The organism is Variovorax sp. 20P10.2.4 (genome assembly GCF_058244205.1).
Map to the genome: position 1 here is coordinate 1 of NZ_JBZAYE010000116.1, position 16,247 is coordinate 16,247.

At 70.0% G+C, this 16,247-nt stretch carries 15 protein-coding genes; 12 read left to right on the forward strand and 3 right to left on the reverse strand.

Translation table 11 applies throughout. The features are described 5' to 3' along the window. The 11 genes from AC27VN_RS13850 to AC27VN_RS13900 all read left to right on the forward strand — a co-directional run. Positions 1-301: DUF3348 family protein (locus AC27VN_RS13850; RefSeq protein WP_490876898.1), on the forward strand; the 301-nt coding region annotated here is incomplete at its 5' end. Positions 302-311: 10 nt separating this feature from the next. After that, positions 312-2,969 carry a DUF802 domain-containing protein gene (locus AC27VN_RS13855; RefSeq protein WP_490876899.1) on the forward strand — a complete coding sequence of 886 codons (2,658 nt, stop codon included), beginning with the start codon at positions 312-314 and terminating at the stop codon, positions 2,967-2,969. Next, a complete protein-coding gene (locus tag AC27VN_RS13860; protein WP_490876900.1) occupies positions 2,969-3,643 on the forward strand; it encodes an OmpA family protein in 675 nt (224 codons plus the stop codon). The genes AC27VN_RS13855 and AC27VN_RS13860 overlap by 1 nt, the downstream gene beginning before the upstream one ends. Beyond that, entirely contained in the window at positions 3,636-4,316 is a 681-nt protein-coding gene (locus AC27VN_RS13865) for a DUF2894 domain-containing protein (protein ID WP_490876901.1), read from the forward strand. Before AC27VN_RS13860 ends, AC27VN_RS13865 begins: the two co-directional genes overlap by 8 nt. 129 nt (positions 4,317-4,445) lie before the next feature. Continuing rightward, positions 4,446-5,435 carry an SMP-30/gluconolactonase/LRE family protein gene (locus AC27VN_RS13870; RefSeq protein WP_490876902.1) on the forward strand — a complete coding sequence of 330 codons (990 nt, stop codon included), beginning with the start codon at positions 4,446-4,448 and terminating at the stop codon, positions 5,433-5,435. Beyond that, on the forward strand, positions 5,432-6,127 hold the full coding sequence (locus tag AC27VN_RS13875) for a GntR family transcriptional regulator (RefSeq protein WP_296783744.1): 696 nt from the start codon (positions 5,432-5,434) through the stop codon (positions 6,125-6,127). The genes AC27VN_RS13870 and AC27VN_RS13875 overlap by 4 nt, the downstream gene beginning before the upstream one ends. Before the next feature lie 54 nt (positions 6,128-6,181). After that, positions 6,182-7,165, forward strand: coding sequence for a Bug family tripartite tricarboxylate transporter substrate binding protein (locus AC27VN_RS13880; RefSeq protein ID WP_296783746.1), 984 nt, complete (start codon positions 6,182-6,184; stop codon positions 7,163-7,165). 8 nt (positions 7,166-7,173) lie between these two features. Then, a complete protein-coding gene (locus AC27VN_RS13885) occupies positions 7,174-8,241 on the forward strand; it encodes a hypothetical protein (RefSeq protein WP_490876903.1) in 1,068 nt (355 codons plus the stop codon). Then, positions 8,238-9,344: an isocitrate/isopropylmalate dehydrogenase family protein gene (locus tag AC27VN_RS13890; protein WP_296783752.1), complete on the forward strand. Its 1,107-nt coding sequence runs from the start codon at positions 8,238-8,240 to the stop codon at positions 9,342-9,344. Before AC27VN_RS13885 ends, AC27VN_RS13890 begins: the two co-directional genes overlap by 4 nt. Beyond that, positions 9,337-10,425, forward strand: coding sequence for a Gfo/Idh/MocA family protein (locus tag AC27VN_RS13895; protein WP_296783754.1), 1,089 nt, complete (start codon positions 9,337-9,339; stop codon positions 10,423-10,425). The genes AC27VN_RS13890 and AC27VN_RS13895 overlap by 8 nt, the downstream gene beginning before the upstream one ends. A gap of 21 nt (positions 10,426-10,446) precedes the next feature. After that, positions 10,447-10,731 (forward strand): putative quinol monooxygenase, encoded by a 285-nt coding sequence (locus AC27VN_RS13900; RefSeq protein ID WP_490876904.1) that lies wholly within the window; start codon positions 10,447-10,449, stop codon positions 10,729-10,731. Positions 10,732-10,741: 10 nt separating this feature from the next. Here AC27VN_RS13900 and AC27VN_RS13905 read toward each other — a convergent pair whose 3' ends face one another. Next, the gene (locus AC27VN_RS13905; RefSeq protein ID WP_093345369.1) at positions 10,742-11,062 is read right to left on the reverse strand and encodes an ArsR/SmtB family transcription factor; all 321 of its coding nucleotides are present in this window, start codon (positions 11,060-11,062) and stop codon (positions 10,742-10,744) included. A 100-nt stretch (positions 11,063-11,162) separates the two neighbouring features. Between AC27VN_RS13905 and AC27VN_RS13910 the strand changes: the two genes are divergently transcribed. Then, positions 11,163-12,254, forward strand: coding sequence for an NADH:flavin oxidoreductase/NADH oxidase (locus AC27VN_RS13910; RefSeq protein ID WP_490876905.1), 1,092 nt, complete (start codon positions 11,163-11,165; stop codon positions 12,252-12,254). A gap of 49 nt (positions 12,255-12,303) precedes the next feature. Here the strand turns inward: AC27VN_RS13910 and AC27VN_RS13915 are convergent, their stop codons facing one another. Beyond that, complete coding sequence (locus AC27VN_RS13915) at positions 12,304-12,987, reverse strand: RNA polymerase sigma factor (protein WP_490876906.1); 684 nt, start codon at positions 12,985-12,987, stop codon at positions 12,304-12,306. A 68-nt stretch (positions 12,988-13,055) separates the two neighbouring features. After that, positions 13,056-16,247, reverse strand: a 3,192-nt coding sequence (locus tag AC27VN_RS13920; RefSeq protein ID WP_490876907.1) for a filamentous hemagglutinin family protein, incomplete at its 5' end; no start/stop codon positions are given.

Sequence of the window (16,247 nt, forward strand, 5' to 3'; positions counted from 1 at the left end):
CGGTTCGCACGACATGGCGCGGCTCGCCGCCGTCGACGTGGTGATGGAACAGGTGCTGGGCGCGCGCGAACGCAGCCTGCTGGCGAGCGTGCCGACGGCGCTCGAGAAGCGCTTCGCGCGGCTGCGCAAGGCCCGCCAGGACGAGGAAACGGGCGCGGAAGACAACGCCGCCGGCGGCCATGCCGACTGGCTCGCGGTCTTCCGCAAGGACATCCAGGACGTGCTGCAGGCCGAACTGGACTTTCGATTTCAACCGGTCGACGGGCTGCTCGAAGCCCTGCGCACCGGTCACAAGGGCTGACTGGATACACATGACCCGATTTCTCCATCACGCCGTGTTCGTCGCGGGCCTGGCCGTCGTCGGCTGGGTCGGCGCCGGCTACATCGGCACGAACACGCTGGCGCTGGCCGTCACCGGGCTCGTGGCCGCGTTCTACCTGATGGGCGGGCTCGAGCTGCACCGCTTCCAGCAGGCCACGGGTTCGCTGGTGCAGGCGACGAACGCGCTGTCCGAGCCTCCGGCCAGCCTCGGCGACTGGCTCGCTTCCCTGCATCCCTCGCTGCGCAACGCCGTGCGCCTGCGCGTCGAGGGCGAACGCGTGGGCCTGCCCGGGCCGGCGCTGGCGCCCTACCTCGCGGGCCTGCTGGTGCTGCTGGGCATGCTCGGCACCTTCCTCGGCATGGTGGTCACGCTCAACGGCACCGGCGCGGCGCTGCAGGGCGCGACCGACCTCGAAGCCATCCGCGAATCGCTCTCGGCCCCGGTGCGCGGCCTCGGCCTCGCCTTCGGCACCTCGGTGGCCGGCGTGGCCGCCTCGGCGGCGCTGGGCCTGGTGTCGGCGCTGTGCCGGCGCGAACGGCTGCAGGCTTCGCAAGCGCTCGACGCGAAGATCGCGAGCACCCTGCGCGTGCACTCGCAGGCGCACCGGCGCGACGAGTCCTTCAAGCTGCTGCAGCGCCAGGCCGACCTGATGCCCGAGCTGGTCGGCCAGCTGCAGGCCATGATGGGCGCGATGGAGCGCCAGACCCAGGTGCTCAGCGAGCGCCTGATCGGCAACCAGGCCGAATTCCACGGCAAGGCAGAAGCGGTCTACGCCGGCCTCGCGAGCTCGGTCGACCAGTCGCTCAAGCACAGCCTGATCGAGAGCGCCCGCGTGGCCGGCGCCGCGATCCAGCCGGTGGTCGAGGCCACCATGGCCGGCATTGCGCGCGAGACCGCCTCGCTGCACGGCAGCATCGCGCAGACGGTGCAGCAGCAGCTCGAAGGCCTGTCGTCGCGCTTCGAGGCCAGCACCGGCCGCGTGGCCGACACCTGGCAGGGCGCGCTCGCCGCGCACCAGCGCACCAGCGAGGCGCTGTCGAGCGACCTGCGCGGCTCGCTCGAAGGCTTCGCGCAGAGCTTCGAGCAGCGCTCGACCGCGCTGGTCGACGGCGTGTCGACGCGTCTCGAGACCACGGTCGGCAAGGTGTCGGACACCTGGCAGCAGGCGCTGGCGCGGCATCAGGAGACGAGCGACAAGCTCTCGGGCGACGCCCAGCAGGCGCTGTCGGCCGCCGCCACGGCCTTCGAGGCGCATGCGGCCTCGCTGCTGCGCACCGTGGGCGACGCGCAGGGCGAGCTGCAGGCCGCGCTGGCCGCACGCGACGAGCAACGGCTCGCGGCCTGGACCGAATCGCTGACCTCGATGGGCGCGGCCCTGCAGAAGGAATGGCAGCAGGCCGGCGCACAGGCGCTGATCCATCAACAGAAGCTGCTCGACACCCAGGCCGATCTCTCGTCGCGCGACGAGGAACGGCTGTCGGCATGGACCCGCTCGCTCGCGGCGATGGCCGCGTCGCTGCAACAGGAATGGCAACAGGCGGGCAGCCATGTGCTGGGCCATCAGCAGAAGCTGCTCGAAACGCAAGCCGACCTCGCCGCGCGCGACGAGGAGCGCCTCGCGGCCTTCACCGGCTCGCTCGAGGCCATGGCCGCTTCGCTGCGGCAGGAATGGCAACAAGCCGGCGCCCATGCGCTGAACCATCAACAGAAGCTGCTCGAGACGCAGGCCGATCTCTCGTCGCGCGACGAACAGCGTCTCGCCGCCTGGACCGGATCGCTCGAGTCCATGGCCACTTCGCTGCAGCGTGAATGGCAGCAGGCCGGCGCCCATGCACTGAACCATCAGCAGAAGCTGCTCGAGACGCAGGCCGACCTCGCTTCGCGCGACGAGCAACGCCTCGCCGCCTGGACCGGCTCGCTCGAAGCCATGGCCGACGCGCTGCGCCAGGAATGGCAGCAGGCCGGTGCACACAGCGCCGACCAGCAGCGCCAGTTGCTCGATGCGCTGACGAAGACCGCCGGCGAGATGTCGTCGCAGAACGAGGCGCATGCCAAGCGCACCGTCACCGAGATCGCGCAGTTGCTGCAAGCGGCCGCCGAAGCGCCGCGCGCCGCCGCCGAAGTGGTGTCGGAACTGCGCCAGAAGCTGTCGGACAGCATGGCGCGCGACAACGCGATGCTCGAGGAACGCAACCGCCTGCTCGAGACGCTGGGCACGCTGCTCGACGCGGTCAACCATGCGTCGACCGAACAGCGCAGCGCGGTCGACGCGCTGGTCGCGGCCTCGGCCGAGGCCATGGAACGCGCGGGCAGCCGCTTCGCCGAACAGGTCGAAACGCAGACCGGCAAGATGGCCGAGGTGGCCGCGCAGGTCACGGGCAGCGCGGTCGAGGTCGCGAGCCTCGGCGAGACCTTCGGTTTCGCGGTGCAGCGCTTCGGCGAATCAAACGACAAGCTGGTGGCGCACCTGCAGCGCGTGGAAGGCGCGCTCGGCAAGTCGATGGCGCGCAGCGACGAACAGCTGGCCTACTACGTGGCGCAGGCGCGCGAGGTCATCGACCTCAGCATCATGTCGCAGAAGCAGATCGTGGAAGACCTGCAGCAGATCGCCAGCCGGCAGCCCGCCGCCGTGGCCAGCGAGGCGTGATGCGCCAGGACATGGACATCGACGACGCCGGTCTCGACACCAGCGTGCCGGTCTGGGCCGTCTTCGGCGACCTGATGTCGGGCCTGCTCGGCGCCTTCGTGCTGATCCTGGTCTGCGCGATCGGCATGCAGCTCGACCTCGCGGCCAAGCTCGAATCCGAGGTCAAGCAGCGCCAGGCCGAGGCCCAGCGCCGCGAGGCGCTCGAGAAGGCGCTGGCCGGGCCGCTGGCCGCGGGCCGCGTCACCCTCAACAACGGGCGCATCGGCATCAGCGGCAGCGTGCTGTTCGCCTTCAACTCCGCCGACCTGCAGCCCGAGGGCCGGCAGGTGCTGCGCAGCCTCGCCGCGCCGCTGGCCACCTACCTGCGTTCGCGCGACGAGATCCTGATGGTGAGCGGCTTCACCGACAACCGCCAGATGCGCGAGGGCGCGCGCCTGTTCGCCGACAACTGGGAGCTCTCGGCCCAGCGCGCGCTGACCGTGACCCGCACGCTGATCGAGGAAGGCGTGCCCTCGTCCTCCGTGTTCGCCGCCGCCTTCGGCGCCGAACAGGCCGTGGCCTCGAATGCCGATGCCGATGGCCGCGCGAAGAACCGGCGCGTGGAGATGGCGCCGACGCCGCGGCCATCGTATGCGGCAAGCACCACTGGCACTGCAGCGAAGGCCCGTGAGTAGCGACGCGCCCATCGACGCGAACGACGACCCGCTCGCGGTCGTCGCGGCCTGGCGCGCGCGCGGGGCCGAGCGCTTCGATCCCGTGCGGCTGCATTTCATCGAGACGCTTGCGAAGCGCACCGCAGTTCAGAGTGGCGAGGCCAGGCGGCTGCTCGACGAGCGGCTGCGGCAACTGCTGAGCAGCTACGGCGAGGACTTCGAGAAGGCGGTGCCGGAGGCGGTGGCCGCAACGTCGCAGCCATTGCCACGCAGCGCACTCGCCGAGCTCGTCGAACACATCGCGCGCCAATCCCCGTTGCCCGAAGAAGCCCCGGCACCGAGCGGTGCCGTGCCGGCTCGCGCCACTTCGGCGAGCCTCGCCTCGTCCGCCGCCGCGCCCGCCGAGCTCAAGACCATGCGCTACTTCCGCGGCACCTGGTCGCGCCTGAGCGCCGATCGCCGGCTCACGCAGTCGCTCGCGAAGATGCCCGAGAACGCGGGTCCGCTCAATTCGCACCACCTCGTGCACCGCGCGCTGATCCTCATGCGCGATCTCTCGCCCGAGTACCTCAACCGCTTCATGACCTACGTCGATACGTTGCTGTGGGTGGAGCAGTTGCAGGCCAGCCAGGCTTCGGCACCCACGGCGCGAGCCGAAGGCGCCAGGAAATCCGGTCGCGGCAAGACGCCCTGAGCGGGCACTCCCCTCGAGCCCACGCGGCTCTCCAGCTCATCGACCCGCTTCGTGACTTCGGGCGCACGCGCGTGCCCCGGGTTTACCCCAGATAGTGACGCGTGCATCAATGCATACATTAATAAATGCATGAGTACCCCACCCCCTGACATCCCGCGCCTCTCCCCCGCCGGCGCCGCCTGGACCGGCACCGGCCTGCACCGCCCCGAATGCGTGCTGGCCACGCGCGCCGGCGATCTCTACTGCGCCGACTGGCGCGGCGGCGTGACGCGCATCCATCCCGACGGCACCCAGACCGCCTACCTCGGCCACGAGATCGACGGCGAGGTCATGAAGCCCAACGGCATCGCGCTGCGCGCCGACGGCAGCTTCCTGATCGCCCACCTGGGCGCGCAGACCGGCGGCGTGTTCGCGCTCGAACGCGACGGCCGGGTGCAACCGCTGCTGCGCACGGTCGACGGCCTCGACCTGCCGCCGACCAACTTCGTGCTGCCCGATGCACGGGGCCGGCTCTGGATCACGGTCAGCACGCGGCAGACGCCGCGCGCGCTCGGTTATCGCCACGATGTGGCGGATGGCTTCGTGGTGCTGGTCGACGCGCGCGGCGCGCGCATCGTGGCCGACGGCCTGGGCTACACCAACGAGTGCCTGGTCGACCGCGACGGCGCCTTCCTCTACGTCAACGAGACCTTCGGCCGCCGGCTCTCTCGCTTCGCGATCCGGCCCGATGGTTCGCTGGGCACTCGCGAGACCGTGGCCCGCTTCGGCGCCGGCACCTTTCCCGACGGCCTGGCGCAGGACGTCGACGGCGACTTCTGGATCACGAGCATCGTGAGCAACCGCCTGATCCGCGTCGGCCGCGACGGCGCGCAGTCGGTGCTGCTGGAAGACGCCGACCCGGCGCGCCTCGACGCGGTGGAAGACGCCTTCCAACAGCACCGCATGGGCCGCGAGCATCTCGACACCGTGCACGGCCACACGCTGCGCAACATCTCCAGCCTCGCCTTCGGCGGGCCCGACCTGCGCACCGGCTACCTGGGCTGCCTGCTCGGCGACACGCTGGCCACCGTGCGCATGCCGGTCGCCGGCCTGCCGCCCCTTCACTGGAACCACGCATGAACACCAAGCCCTCCACCACCGCCGCGGGCGCCGACACCACCACGCTCGTCGATGGCGCCTACCAGGCGATCCGCCGCCGCATCCTCGACAACGTCTGGGCGCCCGGCTACCAGGCGATGGAGCAGGAGATCGCGCTGCAGCTCGGCATGAGCCGCACGCCGGTGCACGAAGCGCTGATGCGGCTGCACGGCGAAGGCCTGATCGAGGTGATCCCGCGCCGCGGCATGCGCGTGCTGCCGGTGTCGCCGACGGCCATGCGCGAGATCTACGAGATCCTCGGCGCGCTCGAGAGCGCCGCCGCCGAGAGCTTGGCGCGCAGGAAGCCCGACGCGGCCGAGCTGCAGCCGCTGGTCGAGGCCACCGAGACCATGGCCGCCGCGCTGCAGGCCAACGACCTCGACGCCTGGGCGCGGGCCGACGAGTCCTTCCATGCGCAGCTCGTGACCATGGCCGGCAACAAGCTGCTGGCCGACGCGGTCTTCAACCACTGGGATCGCGCGCACCGCGCGCGCATGGTCTCGCTGCGGCTGCGGCCCGTGCCCCACAACTCGACGCAGGAACACATGGAACTGGTCGAGCGCATCCGCGAGGGCGATGCCGAAGGCGCAGCCCGCGTGAACCTCGAGCACCGCCGGCGCGCGAGCCGCGAGCTGCTGGCCATCTTCGAGCACTACCGCTTCCAGCATCTCTGATGCACCCCGGGGGCGCCATACAGGGCCCCATCCAAAAATCGACAGGAGACAGACTTGAAACGCAGGACTTTCATCCGTGCGGGCGCCGCCGCGCCCCTGGCCGCGACACTGGGACCGCGGGCCTTCGCGCAGAACGACTATCCCTCGCGCCCCGTGCGCATCGTCGTGGGCTTCTCGGCCGGCGGCGGCGTCGACCTGGTCGCGCGCCCGCTCGCGCAGCGGCTCGGCGAGGCGCTGGGCCAGGCCACGATCGTGGAGAACAAGGCCGGCGCCAACGGCAACCTGGCCGCGATGTACGTCGCCACCGGCGTGCCGGCCGACGGCTACACGCTGCTGCAGATGAACTCGGCGATGGCGACCAACAACCCCTTCCTCTACAAGTCGGGCGTGCCCAACTACCTCGAGGAGTTCACGCCGATCACCGGCATCACCGAGACGCCGCAGGCGGTCATCGTGCCGGCCTCGCTGGGCGTGAAGACGCTCAAGGAATTCGTGGCGCTGGCGCGCGCGCCCAAGACCGAGATGAACTTCGCCTCGGGCGGCGTCGGCACGCTGGCCCACATCGTGTTCGAGCTCTTCAAGAAGGAAGAGTCGCTGCAGATGGTGCACGTGCCCTACAAGGGCACCGGGCCCGCGATCCAGGACATGCTCGCGGGCCGCATGCACCTGATGATCGACAACGTGAGCCAGGTCAAGGGCCAGGTCGAGAGCGGCAAGCTGCGCGTGCTGGCCGTCACGGGACCGCAGCGCGTGTCCTACCTGCCCGATGTGCCGACCACCGCCGAGGCCGGCTTCCCCAAGCTGCTGGCCATCGGCTGGCAGGCGCTGCTGGCACCGGCCAAGACGCCGCCGCAGGTGCTGCAGAAGCTGCGCACCGCCGCCAGGAGCGTGGTCGACAAGAAGGACTGGACCGACTTCATGGCCGAGCGCGGCGCCGTCGCCAAATGGGCTTCGCCCGAGACCGTCACGCAGCGCATCAAGGACGAGAGCGCCGTCTGGGGCGAGGTCATCCGAACCGCGGGCATCACCGCAGACTGAAAGAGAGCATGAGCGACACCACCGTTTCGATCCAGGGCGACCAGATCCTCATCAATGGCCGGCCGACCTACGAAGGCCGCCACTGGAAGGACCAGAAGATCCAGGGCCTGCTGTTCAACAGCCGCATGGCCAACGCCATCGCCGACGACGAGAACCCGAGCACGCGCGGCGTGTGGGCCTACCGCGACGGTCCGTGGGACGCCGATCGCAACACGCGCGAGTTCTGCGAGGCACTGCCCGAGTACCGCGCGCACGGCCTGCTGGGCGTGTGCCTCAACCTGCAGGGCGGCAGCCCGCACGGCTATTCGCAGATCCAGCCCTGGACCATCAGCGCCTTCGAGGCCGACGGCACGCTCAAGGCCGCGTGGGCCGAGCGGCTGCGGCGCGTGCTCGAGGCCACCGACCGGCTCGGCATGGTGGTCGTGCTCGGCCTGTTCTACGGCCCCGCCACGCGCCACCTGGCCGACGAGCAGGCGGTGCGCCGCGCGGTCGACCAGAGCGTGGACTGGCTGGTGACGCAAGGTGCGCGCAACGTACTGCTGGAGATCGGCAACGAGATCGATCACACCGTCTACCACCACCGCATCATCGAGGCGCCGCGCTGCCACGAGCTGATCGAACAGGCACAGCGGCGCTCCGAAGGGCGGCTCGACACGCCAGCCGGCCGGCTGCTGGTGGGCGCGAGCCTCTTGAAGCCGCGCACCGACGCGCACAACATCATCGGCGCGAGCGACTTCCTGCTGCCGCACGGCAACCACGTCAACGGCCTCGCGGGACGCGAGCAGTCGAACCCCGACGGCATCCGGCTGCAGCTGCTGCGCCTGCGCAACTCGCCCGCCTACCGCGGCCAGCCGATCTTCTACAACGAGGACGACCACTTCGATTTCGAGCACGAGGACAACCACCTGCTCGCGGCCGTCGAGGGCTATGCGGGCTGGGGCTACTTCGACTACCGGCGCGCGCGCGAGAAGCTCGAGGACGGCTTCCAGTCGCTGCCGGTGGACTGGCGCATCGGCTCGGCGCGCAAGAAGGCCTTCTTCGGCAAGCTCAAGGAAATCACCGGGGGTGCGGCATGAAGGCCAGCCACCACATCGCCGTGCTGCCCGGCGACGGCATCGGCCGCGAAGTCATGGACGCGGCGGCCCAGGTGCTGCATGCGGCGGGTGCCAGGGCCGGCATCGGCTTCGAGCTCGACACCCGCCCCGCGGGCGCCCAGCACTACCTCGACAGCGGCGTCGCGCTGCCCGACGAGACCCTGGCCGTGTGCGAGCGCGCCGACGCGATCCTGTTCGGCGCCATGGGCCTGCCGCACGTGCGCGGCAGCGACGGCACCGAGATCATTCCGCAGCTCGACCTGCGCTTCCACTTCGACCTCTACGCGGGCGTGCGGCCGATCCGCACCTTCCGCGGACTGCGCACGCCGCTGTCGGACCCGCGCGCGCAGCAGATCGACCTGGTGCTGGTGCGCGAGAACACCGAGGGCCTGTTCTATGCGCGCGGGCGCGGCGATGCGCGCCGCGATGCGCAGGGCCGCACCGTCGAGGTCTTCGACACCATGCGTATCACGCGCCACGGCACCGACCGCATCTGCGCGTTCGCCTTCGAGCTCGCGCAGCGGCGCGCCGAGCGGCTGGGCCGCGCGGGCCGGGTCACCAACGTCGACAAGGCCAACGTCTTCGAGTCGATGGCCTTCTTCCGCGAGGTGTTCGAGGACGTCGCGTCGCGGCACCCGGCGATCGGCGCCGACAGCGCCTATGTCGATGCGATGGCGCTGAACCTCGTGCTCAAGCCGTGGAGCTACGACGTGCTGGTGACCGAGAACATGTTCGGCGACATCCTCTCGGACCTGATCGCCGCGCTGGTGGGCGGCATGGGCATGGCGCCCTCGGCCGACCTCGGCGAGCGGCACGGACTGTTCCAGCCCGCGCACGGTACCGCGCCCGACATCGCGGGCCAGGGCAAGGCCAATCCCACGGCCATGATCCTGTCGGCCGCGATGATGCTCGACTGGCTGGCCGAACGGCATGGCGACGCGCGCCTGGGCGATGCGGCACGCGGCATCGAGCGGGCCGTCGAGGCCGTGTTCGCGGGCGGCGCCGTGCTGCCCTTCGAGTTCGGCGGCGGCGACGGCACGCGCGCGATCACCGAGGCGGTGCTGGAGCGGTTGCGCCATGCCTGAGGCGCGCGGCGGCACACGCCACCGGGTTGCAGTGGTCGGCGCCGGCTACTTCAGCCAGTTCCATCTGCGCGCATGGCAGGCGCTGCCCGGTGTCGAACTCGTCGGGCTCTGCGATGCGCAGCCCGAGCGCGCGGCCGTGGCCGCCCGCGGCTTCGGCGTGCCGCGCGCCTTCTCGCGCCTCGACGAGATGCTCGACGCCACGGCGCCCACGCTGCTGGACATCGTGTCGCCGCCGGCCAGCCATGCGACGCTGCTGCCGCAGGCGCTCTCATATGGCATCGCGACCATCTGCCAGAAACCCTTCTGCACCGACTACGCGCAGGCACGCGAGCAGAGCGAACGCTTCGCGCGAGCCGGCGTGCCCTTGGTCGTGCACGAGAACTTCCGCTTCATGCCCTGGTTCCGCGAGGCCCGGCGGCTGATCGACACGGGACGCATAGGCCGCCTGCACGGCGCGAGCTTCCGGCTTCGGCCCGGTGACGGACAGGGGCCACGCGCCTACCTCGACCGGCAGCCCTACTTCCAGCAGATGCCGCGGCTGCTCGTGGCCGAGACCGCCATCCACCTGATCGACAGCTTCCGCTTCCTGCTCGGCGAGGTGGCCGATGTCTCGGCGCGGCTGCGACGCCTCAACCCCGCGATCCAGGGCGAGGATGCCGCCACGATCGAACTGGGCTTCGCCGGCGATGCCATCGGCCTCATCGACGGCAATCGCCTCAACGAACACGCGGCCGCGAACCAGCGCCGCACCATGGGCGAGATGTGGCTCGAGGGCGAAGGCGGCGTGCTGCGGCTCGATGGCGATGCGCGCCTGTGGCTCAAGCCGCATGGCGAGCCCGAGGCCGAACTCGCCTACGACAGCGGGCCGTCCAGCGAATTCGGCGGCGGCGCGGTGGCGGCCCTGCAGGCCCATGTGCTCGACGCGTTGGAGCGCGGCATCGCGCCCGAGAACAACGCCTCGGACTATCTGCAGAATCTGCGCATACAGGAAGCCGTCTACGAATCCCACCGCAGCGGCCGGCGCATCCGCATGAGCGACTTCGAGCCTGCGGCCGATGCGCATCTGCGGCCGGTCTTCTGATCCATCGAGAATCCATTCGCCATGCACATCGTCACCGTCCACTTCCACATCGCCCCCGACCACCGGGAAGACTTCCTCCGCGAGATCAAGGCCAACGCCTCGCGCTCGGTCGAGCACGAGCCCGGCTGCCGCCAGTTCGACGTCTGTGTGTCGCCCGACGACGCGGGCCATGTCTTCCTCTACGAGGCCTACGACGACCGCGCGGCCTTCGACGCGCATCTCGCGAGCGCGCACTTCCAGCGCTTCAATAGCTTGACGACGGACTGGGTGGTCTCGAAGCAGGTGGAGCGCTTCGAGCGGGTCTGAGGCAGCGCCGTCAGCCCTGCTTCGCGGCCGGCTCCTGGGCCGCGAGCACGGCCTTCAGCAGGCCGGGAAAGCGCTTGTCGACTTCCTTGCGGCGCAGCTCGTTCACATGCGCGGGGCCGTCGGTGCGGGTGCGCACGATGCCCGCCTCGCGCAGCACCCTGAAGTGATGCGACATGCTCGACTTCGCCCTGCCCCCGCCCAGCGCGGCACAGCTGGCCTCGCCGCAGCCGGCGAGCTCGTGCACCACGCGCAGCCGCTCGGGATCGCTCAGGGCATAGAGGACCTGGGTCAGCGAGACATCGTCGAGGGCCGGATGGTTGAGGCTGCGCATCGCGCGACCATAGCACGGATCGCGATTTGTCCTATTGTTCGATAGTTATCGAACTAGTGTACGATAAATCCTTGCTCTTCACACCTTCTCCAGGGATCCGATGCCAAGCCTCTTCTCGCCTTTCGCTCTGAAAGATGTCACGCTGAAAAACCGCATGGTCGTCTCGCCGATGTGCCAGTACTCGGCCGTCGACGGCGTGGTCAACGACTGGCACCACGTCCATCTGTCGGGCCTCGCGCGCGGCGGCGCGGCCCTGGTCATCGCCGAAGCCACGGCCGTTTCGCCCGAGGGCCGCATCACGCCCGGCTGCGCCGGGATCTGGACCGACGCGCAGGCCGAGGCGTGGCGCAAGATCGTCGCCTCGGTCAAGGCCGCCGGCGCCGTGCCCGGCATCCAGATCGCCCACGCCGGGCGCAAGGCGAGCGCCAACCGGCCCTGGGAAGGCGACGACCACATCGCCGCCGACGACGCGCGCGGCTGGCAGACCATCGCCCCCTCGGCCGTCGCGTTCGGCGGCGGCCTGCCGAAGGTGCCCGAGGCCATGACGCTGGCCGACATCGAGCGCGTCAAGGCCGACTTCGTGGCCGCGGCCCGGCGCGCGCTCGACGCGGGCTTCGAATGGCTCGAGCTGCATTTCGCGCACGGCTACCTGGCGCAGAGTTTCTTCTCGACCTGGTCCAACCTGCGGACCGACGCCTACGGTGGCGACTTCGAAGGCCGCGCGCGCTTCCTGATCGAAACGCTCGCCGCCGTGCGCGAGGTCTGGCCCGAACGCCTGCCGCTCGCGGCCCGCTTCGGCGTCACCGAGTTCGCGGGCCAGGACGACCTCGAGGAAGGCATCGAGCTCGTGCGCAGGCTCAAGGCGGCCGGCCTCGATTTCATCGACGTCAGCATCGGCTTCTCGACACCCAAGGCGAAGATCCCATGGGGCCCGGCCCTGATGGCGCCGATCGCGCAGCGCGTGCGCCGCGAGACGGGCCTGCCCGCCACCACGAGCTGGTTCATCAGCGAGCCCCGGCAAGCGGACGAACTGGTCACCGGCGGCACCGTCGACCTGGTCACGCTGGGCCGGCCGCTGCTTGCGAATCCGCACTGGCCGTACCGCGCCGCGCTGGAGCTCGGCGTGGACAAGGCGGCCTGGACGCTGCCCGCGCCGTACGCGCACTGGCTGGAGCGCTATCGGTCTTCGTGATCGCCGGACTCACCAGCCGAGCTGCGTAGATCCAATTTAGCTTCCCTGGTCATTCGCGGCCGCTGGCACGCATCGGGGCGACAACTTTCTCCTGCCATCGTCGAGAAGAACCCGGTCGGGGCGAAGAGACTTCCGCCCACGCTGTCTGACCGGACGCATGGGCGCAATAGTCCAGGGCCTGACGAAGTGCAGTGTCCACCCTGCGCAGGGAGATGCAATGCCGGTCCGCCACGTCCTGGCGGGTCATCTCCTCTATTCGCAGCGCAACGAGTACCGAACGATGCCGATGCGAAAGCCGCTGCATTGCCTCCTCGACGGCCTCCACGGCCGAACGCGCCTCGGCGATGGCATCCGGGCCGGGCGCATGATCGACCAGGAGATCGAGTGCGCTATCCCACTCGGCCACGTACTGCCAGGACCGATCGTGGCGCAGGCGATCCATGGCCAGGTTGCGAGCCGTTCGGTAGACGTAGGCCCCGGGACTGCGCACGGGCTCCGATGCCGTCATGTCGCCCAGGCGCAGCCAGGCGTCGTGCAAGCACTCGCTGGCCCGATCGGAACAGCCGAGATCGCGGGCCAAGCGGCGATGCAGGTACTCGTAGTTCGCCGTCAGGAACGCCCGCAGCACCACGCCGGGGAGCTCGCCGTTGCCCACGAATTCAGGATCGGGATCAAGAGACGATGCATCGGCCGCGCCGGGGACGCCCGGACAACACGAAGAATGTGCATTCATAGCGGACCGCCTTCGCTCATCGCCCCTGGGAGCAAGGACCGATACCGAAGTCGAGCGGGGAAAGCGTCTTACTTGGCATGCCGCAACCTGGTCTTCTCGGTTTCGGTCAGCAACGACATCACGGACGCGTCGAACTGGTTGCCGTGTCCGAAGACCTGCACGGAGTGGGCAGGGTCGTATCGAAGCGAAACGCTCGATGGCGAGCCGGGGCGCGGCGGCGGCGATGTATCCGCACCTCCCGGAGACAGGCTTTCGTTGCCGAAGCCCAGCACTCGCACCGTGAACACCGACGGCAGGCTGCGCCGCGCTGCGTCCCGCTCGTTTCGCAGGGATTCCTGCGCCGCCATGGCCGCCGACGCCGCCGCCGCGCTGGCGTTGGTCAGTGCACCGATGTTCACCGCCGCCACCATCGGCAGACCGGTCGCTTCGCCTTCGACTTGGATGTTGTCGGCGTTGAGCACCTGCAGCGCGGCAATGTTGAGGTTGCTGGCAACCCGGATGCCGGCATCGCCCGCATCGATGGTCCCCCTGGGCGCGACCAGGTCCACGTCGCCTTCGCCCACGGTGCCGATGCCGGCGCCGCTCATGTCGCGCTTTTCCTGCACGGTGATGTTGCCGTCCGCGTCCGACGTGACTTCCGGCGCCTGCGGGATGCGCACCGTCTTCGCGCCGCGGCCGGCGTCGATGTCGCCCTGGCTGGACCACAACACCTGGTCGCTGCCCAGAGGCTCGGCCTGCGAGACGAAGGACAGGATGCGCGAACGGTTCACGATGATGTCGCGGTCGGCGAACACATTGATCTGCCCCGGCGAGGCCAGCGTCACCAGGCCGTATCCGTCCGGCACCACCGCGCCCAGCCCCGCCACCTGCAGGCCGCCGCCGGGGGTGAAGACGTTGATGTCGCCTCCCTGGTGGGTGCGCGCCGCCATCCGGGTCGCGGCGATGCTGCCCACGCCGGACCAGCTGCTGCGCCAGTTGTCCGGCAGGTCCGCGGCGTAGCGAACGGGCTGGCCTTCGGCCGTCGCACCGCGGAACAGCGTGTCGATGGCCGCGGAGCCGCGGCGGTAGCCGCCGTTGATCGGACCGTTCTGCCCGTCGCCCCCGTTCTGGTCGCGCCCTCCCTCGCGCAGTTCATAGACGAAGACCTGGCGCAGGAACTGCTCGCGCACCAGGGACGGCAATTGCCGGTATTGCTCCCACGCCTGCTGCGGGCTCAGCTTGCCGTCCGCGCGGCCGGTCAGGCCGGCGACCTTGTCGGCACCGAGCACGCCTTCCACGAAGGACACCAGGCCCCGGCGCGTGAGCTTGGGCAGGTCGCCGCGGTGGTCCACGCCGTCGGTCAGGTACAGCGGCGCCACCGTCCCGTCCGCCAGGGTGGTCTTCAGGTACTGCGGCATGGCGGCCACGTTGGCCGGGTTCAGGTAGGCCGACTCGAAGGCGTCGTAGCTGGCGGCCTTGTTCATGCCGGCCATCAGGGTGATGTCGGCACCCTCGACGGGCAGGGCCTTGATGATGTTCGTTTCCTCGCCGCGCGGCGTGGCCGACACGTAGTCCCAATAGCGATTGCCGTTGGTGTACAGCGAGAAGTTGTTGCCCTGGATGTCGCGCCCGGCCAGCAGCAGCAGCTCCCCCGGCCCTTGCAGCGAGGTGCGGCTGCCCCTGTCGTAGTAGTACGAGGCCGCGCCTCCGCTGGCTCCCGCAGAGGGATGCGACAGGAACCGGTTGGCGACAGCCAGGATGTCGTTGCCCGCCGCCAGCACCGTGCTGTCGGTGGCGCGCAGGTTTCGCGCGCTCAGCTCGAAATTGCGGATGTCGGTGCCGGCCTGCACGCGCACCGATTCCGACGCGATCAGGTTCAGGTCGCTGATGGAACCGGCCCCCGCGTAGAGGCGGCTGGGCGCGAAGTCGTGCGCCTGCATCGGCAGCGTCTCCGGGTTGTCGAACAGTTCCGCCCCCCCATTGGCGCTGTTCGTCAGGAAGGCATTCGTCACCGAGAAGCCGCCATAGACGGACTTCAGCGGCGCGCCAAATGCCGACGCACCGCCCAGCATGGTGGTAAGGCCTGTCCACGGGCGGAAGATCGAGGGCCACTTGTCCAGCGTGGTCTGGGTCATCACGATGGCCCCCGTGTTCAGCAGGCTGCTGCCGCGCAGGAAGCGCAGATCCTGGGCAGCCAGCAAGGAGAGGTCGCTGGTGTTCGCCGGCGCCATCGCCAGCAGGCCTGCGATGTCGATGCTTCCGCTCAGGGCCGACACGCTCAGCTTGGCCGGATACAGGCCCACCATGTCCGTCTGGAGCTTGGTGTCCGTCATGCCGTTCACCAGCTTGGTGGTGTTGCCCGTGTCGTTGCCCGCCACGTACTCCGACTGGTTTTCCAGGCGCACGTTGCCGCCGGTGGACACCAGCGTGACGGCGCTGCGCTCGGTCTGGCTGCTCATGAACATCGCATGGCTGGCCCCGCCACTGGTGTCCTTGTCGGCCTGGTCGATGTAGGCACGGCGTATCTGCATGGGGTCGATCACGGTCTGCAGGACCAGGTCGCCCAGCGTCTGCAGCTTGAGCGTGGCGTCCGACAGCGCCAGCACGGGCGCGATGTCGTAGGCATAGGTGGCGCCGGACCCGTTGCTCGACGTGCCGGTCATGACGTAGCCGGCGGCGCTGGTGCCTGCGTCGATCTCGCCGGCGCCGCGGCCCACGTAGTACTGGCCGGCCTTCAGGGCGCCGCCCGCGCTCACCTGCAGCTGCCCGCCGTTGCGCGTCACGATGGAGGCCGCGGCATCGCCGGCGGAACGCCCGCCCGTCACGCGCATGGTGCTGGGCAAGGCCACCACCAGGTTCACCAGGTCGCCGCCCGCCGACAGCTTCACGTTGCCGCCGCCCAGCGCGCCCAGGCCCTGCTGGAAGCTGGCGTGGTTCACCCACCAGCTCGGTTGCTGGCCCCGGTCGGACATGACCGGCGCCCAGCTGTCGCCCATGTTGTACGCGTCGTAGTAGCCGGTGGGGCTGCCGAACTCGCCCCCGTAGCGCCCCTGGCGGAACAGCCATTCGGTCAGGATCTGGTCCGAACGCACGCCCTGCTGGGTCGGCGCGCGCACGCTGCCCTGGACCGCGACGTCCAGGTGACCGCCCGCGGTGCCGTACTGGGCATCGACGCTGGCGGTGTCGAAGCCGCCACCCAGGGTGGGGTCGGCCTCGGCCCGGCCCGCCGTGTACAGCGCGGACTCCTTGTGGGCGAGCACCAGGTCGCGCCCGGCGCGCAC

Excerpts from the sequence above, each read along its gene's own strand:
- AC27VN_RS13855 (WP_490876899.1), top strand. The coding sequence starts at position 312 with ATGACCCGATTTCTCCATCACGCCGTGTTCGTCGCGGGCCTGGCCGTC.
- AC27VN_RS13860 (WP_490876900.1), top strand. The coding sequence starts at position 2,969 with ATGCGCCAGGACATGGACATCGACGACGCCGGTCTCGACACCAGCGTG.
- AC27VN_RS13870 (WP_490876902.1), top strand. The coding sequence starts at position 4,446 with ATGAGTACCCCACCCCCTGACATCCCGCGCCTCTCCCCCGCCGGCGCC.
- AC27VN_RS13875 (WP_296783744.1), top strand. The coding sequence starts at position 5,432 with ATGAACACCAAGCCCTCCACCACCGCCGCGGGCGCCGACACCACCACG.
- AC27VN_RS13885 (WP_490876903.1), top strand. The coding sequence starts at position 7,174 with ATGAGCGACACCACCGTTTCGATCCAGGGCGACCAGATCCTCATCAAT.
- AC27VN_RS13890 (WP_296783752.1), top strand. The coding sequence starts at position 8,238 with ATGAAGGCCAGCCACCACATCGCCGTGCTGCCCGGCGACGGCATCGGC.
- AC27VN_RS13895 (WP_296783754.1), top strand. The coding sequence starts at position 9,337 with ATGCCTGAGGCGCGCGGCGGCACACGCCACCGGGTTGCAGTGGTCGGC.
- AC27VN_RS13900 (WP_490876904.1), top strand. The coding sequence starts at position 10,447 with ATGCACATCGTCACCGTCCACTTCCACATCGCCCCCGACCACCGGGAA.
- AC27VN_RS13905 (WP_093345369.1), bottom strand. The coding sequence starts at position 11,062 with ATGCGCAGCCTCAACCATCCGGCCCTCGACGATGTCTCGCTGACCCAG.
- AC27VN_RS13910 (WP_490876905.1), top strand. The coding sequence starts at position 11,163 with ATGCCAAGCCTCTTCTCGCCTTTCGCTCTGAAAGATGTCACGCTGAAA.
- AC27VN_RS13915 (WP_490876906.1), bottom strand. The coding sequence starts at position 12,987 with ATGAATGCACATTCTTCGTGTTGTCCGGGCGTCCCCGGCGCGGCCGAT.